Origin of the sequence: Embleya sp. NPDC056575 (genome assembly GCF_042793325.1) — a bacterium.
Lineage (GTDB): Bacteria > Actinomycetota > Actinomycetes > Streptomycetales > Streptomycetaceae > Embleya.
Genome location: NZ_JBHTVA010000042.1, coordinates 82784 through 94209, shown reverse-complemented (window position 1 = coordinate 94209; position 11426 = coordinate 82784). Strand labels below are relative to the sequence as shown.

Genomic DNA, 11426 nt, shown 5'->3' with positions numbered 1-11426 from the left:
CGTTGCTTGGTTTTGTGTGGGGGGTCTTTTTTTTTTTATTCTCCCGCCCGATCACCCCCCCGCGGCGGGGGGGGGGGCCCCCCGGGGGGGGGGGCCGCCCCCCCCCCTCGGCGTCGCTGCTTCCCGGTTTCCCGGGCCCGGGTGCTACTGGCCCCACGTGTTGCCGCGGACCCCGCCGTCCTGGCCGAGGCCGCGGTTGGCGAGGTAGCCGCCGGGCTGGATGAACTCGACCGGCGGGAGCAGTTCGCTGGGCTGGACCACCACGTAGCCCTCGCCCATGAAGGCCATGTTCCAGCCCTCGCCGGTGCCCCGGCGGCGGCGATAGATCCGGGCCGAGTTCGTCTGCGCCTGCATGCTGATCTGCAATCGGCTGCTCCACGCGATCACGGCGTCGGCGTCCGCGAACACCTCGGCGCCGTGGCTGACCCGCATGATCAGCGGCTTGCCCGAGGTCATCAGCGCGATCTTGCCGTTGCCGCTGATGTCGAGGTTGTACGACCCGGCGCCGGCGACCGACTGGGCGCTCTCGATCGCGACCACGTTCCAGCTCAGCGTGCTGTCCAGGGCCAGTACGTACTGCCCGTCCACGCTCAGTCCCTCGAAGTCGAGGTCGAGCACGTGGATCGACTGGGCCATGTTGGCCAGCCACATGGTGCCGGTGCCCTGCGCGCGCATCAGCTGGAGCTGTTCGCCGGTGGCCGCGGCGGCCTGCTGTTCGGCGCCGCTGCGCAGGTTTCCGTCGAAGTCGATCGCGCCCTGGTAGGCCACCATCGAGCCGACCCGGGCCAGGCAGTGGTCCGGGTGCCCGTTGCCGAGCTGGACCTTGAGCATGTGCTCGTTCTGCAAGCTGTACCGCTCGGGGTTGTGTACCGGCGCGTGGCCGAAAAGCGAGCTCTGCACGGTGTTCCTCCTTGGCTCGCGGTCAGCCGCGCACGTGGAAACGGTCGGTGGCGTCCTCGGCCGGTTGCACCACGACGAAGCCGTTGCCCTTGAAGGACACCTGCATCGCCTCGCCGGAACCGCGCCCGACGATGCCGCCGAGGCGCATCGAGCGTTTGGTGCCGACCTTGAGGCTGGTGCTCCAGGCGACCAGCGCGTCGGGGTCGACGTAGGTCTCGCGCTCGGCGGGGTTGAGCACCACCGGGGTGCCGCGCGTGGTGATCGCCACCCAGCCCTGACCGGACAGCTCCATGTTGAACAGGCCGTTGCCGCTGAACTTCGCGGTGACCCCGCTCACCATCTTGATCCGGTGTTCCAGGTTCTCGTCGAACGCGAGGATGTTGCTCGCGTTGACCGACAGGCCCTCACCCGGGTTGAGCTGCATGATGGCCACGTCCGCGCCGTAGTCGGCGAAGTAGATGTCGCCCTGTCCGGTGCACCGCATCAACTGCATACGTTCGCCGGTGATCCCGCCGGTCACCCGGCGCTGCATGCCCTGGCCGTAGCCCTCGAAGGTGATGTAGCCCTCGTAGGCGATCATCGAGCCCTGCTTGGCCAGCACACCGGGTGCGCCGGGCTGGATGTTGGCCCGGCAGATCTTGTGGCCGTGCGCGCTCATGCGCGCCTGGGGGGCGGTCTGCCCGTACGCGGCGATCAGTTGCTGATCCATGTTCCCCTCACACCTCGTAGGGCTGGACGACGATGAAGTTGTTGGCCTGCGGCGGGCAGCGGAACTGCAGGTTGACCGTCTCGCCGCTGTACCCGGGGAACGCGGTACGGCGCAGCCGCATCTGGGTCGTGGTGGAGACCTGCATTTGGGTACCGGTCCAGGCCACGATCGCGTTGCTGTCCGCGAAGGTCGGCCCCTGCACCGGCAGCACCAGCGGGATGCCCTTGGTCTTGATCACGACCGTGCCCTGACCGGTGAAGGTCTGCGCGAACAGCGCGCCGCCGGGGATTCCCACGCCCTCGACGCGGGCCGGCTCCAGGGTCAGCCCCTCGTCGAACGCGAGCACGTTGGCCACGTTGACGAACAGCTTGTTGCCCTGGAGTTCGACCAGGTGCAGGTGCGCGGCGTCCTCGGCGAGGAACACCTCGCCGCTGCCCTCGCAGCGCATCAGTTCGAGCGACTGGCCGGTCTGCCGGTTGTCGAACCGGTTGCGCAGGCTCTGCCCCTGGAACTTGAACTTCACGTCGCCCTGGTAGGCCACCATGACGCCCTGGCGGGCGATCACCTTGCCGCCGGAGACGTCGACGCGGACCATCTTGGGGTTCTGCTGGCTCCAGCGACCGCCGGCGGGCACCTCGCGGTACTGGTCGATGCCGTACTGGAAGGCGGGCTCGGGCGTCGCGACGCCGACGCCCTGCTGCATGCCGGGACCGGGGGGCATGCCCTGGCCGGGCGGCGGTCCGCCCGGGCCACCGGGGACCGGCATCTGAAGCGTGGGCTGCATCTGGCCGGGGTAGCCGCCGGGTCCGGGCGGGCCGGGCGGCGGGTAGCCCCCGGGGCCGGGCGGCGGCGGGTAACCACCGGGCTGACCCGTGCCGGGGGGCGCGGGCGGCGCCATGTGCCCCTGGTGCGGCGTCTGGTTCGGGTTCGGGTAGCCGCCGGGGCCGGGCGGGGGCGGGTAGCCTCCCGGCGCGCCGTGCGGCGGCGTGCCCGGACCCTGCTGGTACTGCGGCGGGCCGGGCGGCGGCGGGTAGCCGCCGGGGGCGCCGTGCGGCGGGGTGCCGCCGTACTGGGGCGGGCCGTCGTGCCCGGGCGGCGGACCGCCGTGCGGCATCGCGCCGACCGGCTGGGGCGCGCCGGGCGGCGGCCCGAAGTTCGGCGTGGGCGCGGGCGGGGGCGGCGGCGGACCACCACCGGGCGGGCCGAAGGACGGCGGCGACTGGTGCTGCTGCGGGGGCACGCCGGCGCCGGGCGGGGCGAATCCGGGTGCGCCGCCGGGCGGCACCGGCGCGGGCGCGGACGCCTGCTCCGGCTCGTCCTCGGCGACCTCGCCGCCGAAGTTCTCCAGGAGCGCGCGCAGTCCGCCGTCGAAGCCCTGGCCGACGGCGGAGAACCGCCAGACGTCCTTCTTGTAGATGTCGGCGATCATCACCGCGCGCTCGGTGCTGAACTCGCGCCCGGTGAACGAGTAGCGCGCGACCTCCTGGCCGCCCGCCACGATCCGCAGATAGCCGGATCCGACCTGGGACATCACCCCGTCGCCGTCGATCGTCGCGGTGAACGCGAGCTTGTTGACGTGCGGCGGGACCCGATCGAGGGTCACCCGGAAGGACTCGGTGTCGCCGGCCTGCGCGCCGAGGAGTTGGATCGACTCCTCGGGCGATTTGGGCTGGTTGAAGAAGACGAAGTACCGATCGTCGGACAGCCGCTCGCCCGCGTCCAACCCGAAGCACGCGATGTCGAACGTCAGCCCGGGGGCGTCCAACCGCACCCCGACATACAGATCGGTCCCCGCGGTCAGGTCGGACAGCTTCGACTTCTGTCCCTTCCTGAACTCGACCACTGTGTGGCTCCCTTCCCCGCTTTTCCGCCGCCGGCGGTGCGGGCGCCCACCACCTGGGTCCCCGCCGCGCTCGGCACGCTACAACATCGGCTGCGCCCCGGTCGGGGTACGGCTGCGCGCCGGGCGGGCCGCTCGTGCCCCCCGGCGGGCGTGTTTCCGCGACCGCTCCGTCCGCGTACGCGCCTCACGCTATACGCCCGAATCCGGCGCCGCGACGACTGTGCCGAGCCGGATCCCGGTCAGCCGCGAGGCTTGCGGGCGGCCCGATCGCGCGTTGTCCCCGACCGGGTACCGTCCGCAGCGGCGGTGCCCTTGCGGGCGCCGCGCGCACCGGCCGCGGGAGTGCGCCCCCGGGTCGGCGCCGGCGGTTCGGCCCCGGTGCGCGGCGGCTCGACGGCGGCCGGATCGGTGTCGCCCTCGTCGCTCATCGCCGACCCGCTCACGGCCGCGACGCCCTCCAGATATCCCCGCGCGCGTTCGGTGCGCGGATATGCGGCGAGCAGCGTCCAAAAACGCGGTCCGTGTCCGGGCACCAGCAAATGCGCCAACTCGTGCAGCAATACATAGTCGACGACATAGGTCGGCATGCCGCGCAGGCGGGTGGAGAGCCGGATGGTGCCGTCGACCGGTGTGCACGATCCCCAGCGGGTGTTCTGGTTGGCCACCCAGCGCACACTCGCGGGCTCGGCCCGACCGTCGAGATAGCGGGCGGACAGCTCCCGGGCGCGCACGGCCAGGTCCTCGTCGCTGGGCCGTCGGCGGCGCTCCTGGGCGGCCAGGCGCTCCAGCATCACGCCGACCCAGCGTTTCTCCTCGGTCTGCGTCATGCGGCCGGGCAGCAGGACCACGGTTCGGTCCCCGTCCCGGTACGCCGATACGGTTCGTTTCCGTCGGGCGCTGCGACGCACCTCGACGGCACCCTGGTACGGGGCTCCGGACAGCATGTCGTGTCCGACCCCGGGATCCGCGACCACAACCAGGACGTTAACCGACGGCACCGACAGGGCGCGCCCGCTTCGGGCCGGCGGGGATATTCCACATCGCTTTTCGCGGGCATATTCGCGAGCATATTCGCGGGTATAAGCACTATTCGCGCGATTGCTCCCATTCCATTGTTCTGTGCCTAATATTTCCAAATAGCATATTCATACGCGGGCTGTGGACAACCAAATACCCGGTCCGGTCGCCGGCGGGCACGCTGGGGCCGGTCGAGCCCGCTGCGTCGGGTCTCGGTCGTCGCCGCCCGTCCGCGCGTACTGTCCCCCGGAGGCCGCCCATGCGTCCGCTGCTCAAGCCCGCCCTGCGCCGGCTGTGGCGCGATCGACAGACCCTGCAACTGGGCCTGGACCCGGCTCGGGCGGTGCTGCTGGGCGGGCTCGATCCGGTCACCACCCGTTTCGCGGAACACCTGGACGGCACCCGGGACCTGGCCCGGACCTACGAACTCGCCGACCGCGTCGGCCTGCCCCGTGCCCGGGCCGCGGCGGTGCTCGACCTGCTCGCCCGGGAGGACGTGCTCGAGGACGCCTCCGGGCGGCCCACCCCGGTGCCGGCGCTGCCGCACGAGCGGGCCCGGCTCGGCCCGGACCTGACCTCACTGGCGCTGGTGCACGGCAGCGGCGGCGCGGGCCTGGCCGCGCTGGACCGGCGCTCGCGGGCGGTGGTGGCGGTGCACGGCGCCGGTCGGGTGGGCGCGGCGGTGGCCGGGCTGCTCGCCGCCGCCGGCGTCGGGCACGTGGTGCCCGCGGATCGCCGACCGGTGCGGGCGGGTGACGCGGGGCCGGTGGCCTACGGCTGGGACGCGGAGCGACCGCGCCGGGAGACCACCGTGCGGGCCGCGCTGCGCCGGTTGGCCCCGGGGGTGCGCTGCGCGCTGCCCGCCGGGCGGGGCACGCCCGACGTCGCGGTGCTGGTCCCGGAGGGCCGTCCGGATCCGGCCCCCGGCACCCGGCTGGTCCGACAGCGGGTGCCGCACCTGTACGCCGACATCCGCGAGACCACGGGGGTCATCGGGCCGTTCGTCCTGGTCGGCCGCTCGGCCTGCGGTCGGTGTCTGGACCTGGCCCGCAGCGACCGGGATCCGGGCTGGCCGCGCCTGCTCGCCCAACTCGCGGCCGCGCCCGGTCCGGGCGAGCCGCCGTGCGACGTGGTGCTGGCCACCGAGGTCGCCGCCCGGGCCGCCCTCCAGGTGCTCACCTTCCTCGACGGCGGGCTGCCCACCACCGTGGACGGGACGGTGGAGATCGAGCTGCCCGACGGGCTGACCCGGCGCCGGAGCTGGGCGCCGCACGCGCGCTGCGACTGCGGCGCCACCCGCCCGGCGCAAGACGTGGGCCCCATCACACATGCCGCGCCGCCGAGTCGGACACAATGGGTCGCGTGAGCGATCTTCCGCGCAGGGCCGTCACCCGCACCGCCAAGCTCGCGTCCCTCCCGCTGGGGGTGGCCGGCCGGGCGACACTGGGCCTGGGCAGGCGCATCGGCGGCAGACCGGCCGAGATCGTCGCGGCGGAGCTGCAGGCGCGCACCGCGCAACAACTCTTCAAGGTGCTCGGGGAGTTGAAGGGCGGCGCGATGAAACTCGGGCAGGCCCTGTCGGTGTTCGAGGCGGCGCTGCCCGAGGAGGTGGCCGGGCCCTACCGCTCGGCGCTGACCAAACTTCAGGACGCGGCGCCGCCGATGCCCGCGCGCACCGTGCACAAGGCGCTCGCGGACAACCTCGGCGACGACTGGCGCACGTTGTTCGAGGAGTTCTCCGAGACGCCCGCGGCCGCCGCCTCGATCGGCCAGGTGCACCGGGCGGTCTGGCACGACGGCCGCACGGTCGCGGTCAAGATCCAATACCCCGGGGCCGGCGACGCGCTGATCTCCGACCTCAACCAGCTCGGCCACGTGGCCCGCTTCGCCGGCGCGCTGATCCCGGGCATCGACGTCAAGCCGCTGATCGCCGAACTCAAGGCCCGGGTGGCCGAGGAACTGGACTACCAGCTGGAGGCGGAGGCGCAGACCGCGCACGCCGTGGAGTTCGACGGCGACCCCGACATCTTCGTGCCGCACGTGGTGCACCAGACCGAGCGGGTGCTGATCACCGAGTGGATGGACGGCACACCGCTGTCCAAGGTGATCGACAAGGGCACCCGGGAGGAGCGCGACCGGGCCGGGCACATGCTCACCCGCTTCCTGTTCTCCGGTCCGGCCCGCACCGGCATGCTGCACGCCGACTCGCACCCGGGCAACTTCCGACTGCTGGCCGACGGGCGCCTGGGCGTGTTGGACTTCGGCACGGTCAACCGGTTGCCCGAGGGGCTGCCCGAGCCGATCGGCCGGGCCTTCCGGCTCGCGCTCGACGGCGACGCGGACAGCGTCATGCAGGTGTTGCGCACCGAGGGCTTCGTCAAGCCGTCGATCAAGCTGGACGCCGGCGAGGTGCTGGACTACCTGCTGCCGTTCCTGGAACCGGCCGAGGTCGAGGAGTTCACCTTCACCCGGGCGTGGATGCGCGAACAGGGCGCGCGGATCGGCGACCCGCGCAATCCCGCCTCCGCGCTGGCCCGCCAGCTCAACCTGCCGCCGAGCTATCTGCTGATCCACCGGGTCACGCTGAGCACCATCGGCGTGCTGTGTCAGCTGGGCGCCACCGCCCCCTTCCGCGAGGAACTGGCCACCTGGCTGCCCGGCTTCGAAGACGACTACGAGGCCGAGGAGTTCGACTTCTCCCTCGAGGCGATCGAGGAGTTCGAGGACATCGAGGAGATCGAGGAGATCGAGGACGACCCGGCCGACGCACCGGCCGACGCACCGGCCCCGAAGAACACGACGGGCGAGGCGGACGCCGCCGGTCGTTAGGCACCGTCCGACCGGTCGGCCCCGGCGCCGATCCGCGCGAACGCCGAAGGGCGGGCGCCCCCTTGGTGGGGGTGCCCGCCCTTCGGCGTTCGCGAACCGGCTCGACTACATCACCGCGATGGCCAGCGCCCGGCGCGCCCGCATGGAGGCGACCTCGGCCCGACGACGCATCCTGCGCGCCATCCGGACGTGGTACGCCCTTCGTTGGAGCTCCGCCTCGCGGAGCTCCTGATCCATCCGAGCCCTCGCCAGGGCTTCGTTGATCAGATGCAACTCCCGGCTCCTGTCCATGGGAAGAACTGCGTTCGTGTCGTGAATGTGCTTCATGGGTTCCTGCGCGTACGCGCGATCTCTGGTCCTGGTGCGTCGGGGTCCCGCCGGGGGGGTCACGCGGCGACCTCCGTCTTGCGCGGACGGCCACGGGGACGCTTGCGGGCGACGACGACACCCTGCACGAAGAGCTCGCCGCCCCACACGCCCCAGGGCTCACGGCGCTCGAGCGCGCCCTGCAGGCACATCTCGCGCACCGGGCACTCGCGGCACAGGGCCTTCGCGTACTCGACGTCCTCCGGGGACTCGGCGAAGAAGACCTCGGGGTCGTAGGAACGGCAGGGGATCGTGGACTCGAGCTGCTCGACGTCCTCGAAACCGGTGAGGGTCATCAGGTCTACCTCCGATGTCGCTGTGGCTGTACTGCCGGGTGCGGGGGGTTTGCCGTGGGGCACGTGGTGCTCCTGTGATTCGTGGGACTCGCGTCCCCGGTGGTCGCTACTCGGTTTTTGCTGACAGCCGACAAAAGACAAGGGCCGCGGATCCCGGTGTTCGGGATTCCGCGGCCCTGGAGGGTGCCGACCTGACGTCTCGTCAGGTCCTGTTCCTCCAGGACGGATACCCGTTGTTCCCGGCAAAGCCGGCCATGGTCATGCCATTGGCCCGCTGCGATTCCTGCTTCTGCGCCTGCTCGCAAGCCGCCGCGCTCGACGGTCGCTCGTCGCGACGCGCCTTTGCCGCCTGCTCGCCTTGCCACGGACCCTCGGCGCTGTCCGCCAGACCGACGAGTCCTGAGGCGCCCGCTGCTGCGGACACACCACTGCCGTTGCCACGCAGTCGCGCGGAGGCGGTGATCAGGGCATCGGTCCCGGCATAGGACGTCACCACGGGGAGCCCGGCCAAGCCGGACGTGGACACGGAGAGATCGGCATGCGACAGCTTGGCGGAGCCCACCGACACCACGACCGGAGTGACGGCGAACGCCTGACGCTGGGCTTTCAGGTTCCTGGTAATCACGACGTTCACCTCCTTCCGAGAGGGTTTCGGGGCAACACCGCAGGGGTGCTTCCAGGTTTCATGGACGAGCACGGTCGAACGTTCCGACCGTGCTCGTGAGCGTAGATGCGGTTTGGAGCAAGGCGCAAACGATTTATTGCATGGCCCTCGTCACTCGAGGGAAACCCCTCGCATCTCACCCCCCGTCGGGGGCATCCTCGATGGCCGACTCGTGGTCGTGTTCGACCTCCGGAATGTGCCCGTAGTCGTCCGGATCGGGCTCGATCGCCAGGTCGTGGCCGGCACACAGCGCGAGCACGTCGTCCCCGAATCGCTCCAGCTTGGTCCGGCTCACCCCCGGAATCGCGGCGAGTTGGCGCTCGTTGAGCGGACGGGTCTCGGCGATCGCGGTGAGCGTCGCGTCGGTGAAGACCACGAAGGCGGGCTGACTGTGCTCGTCGGCCCGGCGCAGTCGCCACTCGCGCAGTCGCCCGAGCAGGAACTCGTCCACGTCCGACGGGCAGTCCAGACAGCGTCCGATCTTGCGCTCGGCGGCGTCCTGGAGTGCCCGCGCGCACACCCGGCAGCGCACCGGGCCAACCTTGCGCCGGGGCCGAACCACCCCGCCCGGGCTCGCCCCGGTGCCGGGCGAGCGGTACGCGTCGGGCCGCGCCGAGCCGACGCCGCGCCCGCCGCCGGGGCCGCGCAGCCCGTCCAGAAACCGCGACGCCGTACGCCCGCGCCCGCCCGGGGTGCGGGCCAGCGACCAGGACAGGGTCAACCGCTCACGCGCCCGGGTCACCCCGACGTAGAGCAGCCGGCGCTCCTCCTCGATCTTGTCCGGGGTGTCGGCGTAGGAGATCGGCATCATGCCCTCGTTGAGGCCGACCAGGAACACCGCGTCCCACTCCAGCCCCTTGGCCGCGTGCAGCGACGCGAGGGTCACGCCCTCCACCGTCGGCGCGTGCTGGGCGCTCGCCCGCTCGGCCAGCTCGACGGTGAACTCGCGCAGCGACGCCCGCGGCTGCTTGACCGCGAACTCCTCGGCCAGCCGGACCAGCGCGGCCACCGACTCCCACGTCTCCCGGGCCTGGCCGGATCCCGCGGGCGGCTCCGCGCTCCAGCCGGTGCCGCCGAGCACCGCGCGCACCTCGGCCGCCAACGGCCCGGCCTCCGCGTCGATGCCGCCGGAGATCGCGTGCGCGCGCAGGAAGCCCATCGCCTGCCGGATCTCGGGCCGCTCGAAGAAGCGCTCGGCGCCCTTGAGCAGGTAGGCCACCGACTGGTCGGCGAGCGCCTGCTCGTAGGACTCGGACTGCGCGTTGGTGCGGAACAACACGGCGATCTCGGCGGGCCGCACCCCGTCGTCGATCAGCGCGCGCACGCGCTTCGCGGTGCTCTCCGCCTCGGCCTGCTCGTCGGCGTGCTCGACGAAGTCGGGCTCCGGGCCGGTGCCGCGCTGCGAGATCAGCTGGAGCCGGTGCTTGGCCGCCTCGCCGCCGGCGCGCGCGAGCAGCCGGTTGGCCAGGCCCACCACCTGCGGGGTCGAGCGGTAGTCGCGGACCAGCTCGACCAGCTTCGCGTCGGGATGGCGGCGGCGGAATCCGAGCAGGTAGGCGGGTGTGGCGCCGGTGAACGAGTAGATGGTCTGGCTCGCGTCGCCGACCACGCACAGGCTGCGGGCCCCGGTCGACCACAGGTCGAGCAGGCGCTGCTGGAGCGGGTTGACGTCCTGGTATTCGTCCACGGTGAAGTGCCGGTATTGCGCCTGCACCGCCTCGCGCACCTCGGGCCGCTCGTCGAGCAGGCCGATGGTGAGCAACAGCACGTCCTCGAAGTCCATCCGGCCCTTGCCGGACTTGATCTTCTCGTAGGCCGCGTAGACGTGCGCGATCTCGGCGGCGGCGCGCGGCGGCTTGCGGCCCGCCGCGAGCACCGCGCCCGGGTAGTCGTCGGGCGCGGTCTGGGTGGCCTTGGCCCACTCGATCTCGCCGGTGATGTCGCGCAGCTCGGCCCGATCGGCGCGCAGGCGGCAGTGCGCCACCGCGTCGCGGACCAGCATGATCTTGGTCTCGACCAGCTGCGGCGGCGGCCCGCCGAACACTTTCGGCCAGAAGTAGGACAGCTGGCGCAGCGCCGCCGAGTGGAACGTACGCGCCTGTACGCCCGGGACGCCCAGGTCGCGCAGTCGGCCGCGCAGCTCCCCCGCGGCCCGCGCGGTGAAGGTGACCGCCAGGGTCTGTCCGGGCTGCATCGCGCCGGAGAGCACGCCGTAGGCGATCCGGTGGGTGATCGCCCGCGTCTTGCCGGTGCCCGCGCCCGCGAGCACGCACACCGCGCCGTCGACGGCCTCGGCCACCCGCCGCTGCTCGGGATCGAGCGCGTCGAGGACGTCGTCGGGGGAAGCGATCATCGGCACATCCTCTCAGGCATCGCGCCGCACCGAGGCCGGTTGTGCACAGCGGCTCCGATGTGCACAGGTCCGGGAACCCGGTGGAATCAAACCGAGGGGGCGCACGTTTGGCTTGGGGACAGCCGTTCCCGGACCGGGCGAACACAAAGGAGCGCATGACGATGTCGGCCCCCGTGACGATGTACAGCACGACCTGGTGTGGCTACTGCCGCCGGCTGAAGAGCCAGATGGAGCGCGAGGGCATCGCCTACACCGAGGTGAACATCGAGCAGGACCCCGCGGCCGCCGACTTCGTGATGAGCGTCAACGGCGGCAACCAGACCGTGCCGACGCTGGTCATCCTGCCCGCCGACGGCGGCGCGCCGCTGTGGACCGCGACCAACCCGAGCCTGGCCCAGGTCAAGGCCGCCGTGTCGGAACTGGCCGCCTGAGCGCACCCCCTAGCGCGT

The 11426-nt window shown here is 72.1% G+C and carries 10 protein-coding genes and 1 pseudogene; 3 read left to right on the top strand and 8 right to left on the bottom strand.

The window, feature by feature from the left end:
* Positions 1–144: 144 nt before the first annotated feature.
* The 4 genes and pseudogenes from ACFRCG_RS30000 to ACFRCG_RS29985 all read right to left on the bottom strand — a co-directional run.
* Positions 145–900 carry an AIM24 family protein gene (locus ACFRCG_RS30000; protein ID WP_379994731.1) on the bottom strand — a complete coding sequence of 252 codons (756 nt, stop codon included), beginning with the start codon at positions 898–900 and terminating at the stop codon, positions 145–147.
* A 22-nt stretch (positions 901–922) separates the two neighbouring features.
* Positions 923–1609, bottom strand: a complete 687-nt coding sequence (locus ACFRCG_RS29995) for an AIM24 family protein (RefSeq protein WP_379994729.1) — start codon at positions 1607–1609, stop codon at positions 923–925.
* A 7-nt stretch (positions 1610–1616) separates the two neighbouring features.
* The gene (locus tag ACFRCG_RS29990; protein WP_380037143.1) at positions 1617–3452 is read right to left on the bottom strand and encodes a TerD family protein; all 1836 of its coding nucleotides are present in this window, start codon (positions 3450–3452) and stop codon (positions 1617–1619) included.
* 443 nt (positions 3453–3895) lie between these two features.
* Positions 3896–4396, bottom strand: a pseudogene (locus tag ACFRCG_RS29985) (M48 family metallopeptidase); the annotation flags it as partial.
* Positions 4397–4728: 332 nt separating this feature from the next.
* Here ACFRCG_RS29985 and ACFRCG_RS29980 point away from each other — a divergent pair.
* Together ACFRCG_RS29980 and ACFRCG_RS29975 are read left to right on the top strand one after the other, a co-directional pair.
* Positions 4729–5835 carry a ThiF family adenylyltransferase gene (locus ACFRCG_RS29980; protein ID WP_380037141.1) on the top strand — a complete coding sequence of 369 codons (1107 nt, stop codon included), beginning with the start codon at positions 4729–4731 and terminating at the stop codon, positions 5833–5835.
* The gene (locus tag ACFRCG_RS29975) at positions 5832–7298 is read left to right on the top strand and encodes an ABC1 kinase family protein (protein ID WP_380037138.1); all 1467 of its coding nucleotides are present in this window, start codon (positions 5832–5834) and stop codon (positions 7296–7298) included. Before ACFRCG_RS29980 ends, ACFRCG_RS29975 begins: the two co-directional genes overlap by 4 nt.
* Positions 7299–7403: 105 nt before the next feature.
* On the opposite strand, the gene ACFRCG_RS29970 is transcribed toward ACFRCG_RS29975, so the two are convergent.
* From ACFRCG_RS29970 to ACFRCG_RS29955, 4 genes are all read right to left on the bottom strand, one after another.
* On the bottom strand, positions 7404–7625 hold the full coding sequence (locus tag ACFRCG_RS29970; protein WP_078975532.1) for a hypothetical protein: 222 nt from the start codon (positions 7623–7625) through the stop codon (positions 7404–7406).
* Positions 7626–7684: 59 nt separating this feature from the next.
* Positions 7685–7960 (bottom strand): WhiB family transcriptional regulator, encoded by a 276-nt coding sequence (locus ACFRCG_RS29965; RefSeq protein ID WP_101897040.1) that lies wholly within the window; start codon positions 7958–7960, stop codon positions 7685–7687.
* Positions 7961–8162: 202 nt separating this feature from the next.
* The gene (locus ACFRCG_RS29960; protein ID WP_126637412.1) at positions 8163–8585 is read right to left on the bottom strand and encodes a hypothetical protein; all 423 of its coding nucleotides are present in this window, start codon (positions 8583–8585) and stop codon (positions 8163–8165) included.
* A gap of 175 nt (positions 8586–8760) precedes the next feature.
* The gene (locus ACFRCG_RS29955; protein WP_380037136.1) at positions 8761–10977 is read right to left on the bottom strand and encodes an ATP-dependent DNA helicase UvrD2; all 2217 of its coding nucleotides are present in this window, start codon (positions 10975–10977) and stop codon (positions 8761–8763) included.
* 161 nt (positions 10978–11138) lie between these two features.
* On the opposite strand from ACFRCG_RS29955, the gene ACFRCG_RS29950 reads away from it, so the two are divergent.
* Positions 11139–11408, top strand: a complete 270-nt coding sequence (locus tag ACFRCG_RS29950) for a mycoredoxin (RefSeq protein ID WP_078979247.1) — start codon at positions 11139–11141, stop codon at positions 11406–11408.
* Positions 11409–11426 lie beyond the last annotated feature (18 nt).

What these genes read in the sequence shown, in the direction of transcription:
- ACFRCG_RS29980 (WP_380037141.1), top strand. Translation starts at nt 4,729, where the DNA reads ATGCGTCCGCTGCTCAAGCCCGCCCTGCGCCGGCTGTGGCGCGATCGA.
- ACFRCG_RS29965 (WP_101897040.1), bottom strand. Translation starts at nt 7,960, where the DNA reads ATGACCCTCACCGGTTTCGAGGACGTCGAGCAGCTCGAGTCCACGATC.
- ACFRCG_RS29995 (WP_379994729.1), bottom strand. Translation starts at nt 1,609, where the DNA reads ATGGATCAGCAACTGATCGCCGCGTACGGGCAGACCGCCCCCCAGGCG.
- ACFRCG_RS29955 (WP_380037136.1), bottom strand. Translation starts at nt 10,977, where the DNA reads ATGATCGCTTCCCCCGACGACGTCCTCGACGCGCTCGATCCCGAGCAG.
- ACFRCG_RS29950 (WP_078979247.1), top strand. Translation starts at nt 11,139, where the DNA reads ATGTCGGCCCCCGTGACGATGTACAGCACGACCTGGTGTGGCTACTGC.
- ACFRCG_RS29970 (WP_078975532.1), bottom strand. Translation starts at nt 7,625, where the DNA reads ATGAAGCACATTCACGACACGAACGCAGTTCTTCCCATGGACAGGAGC.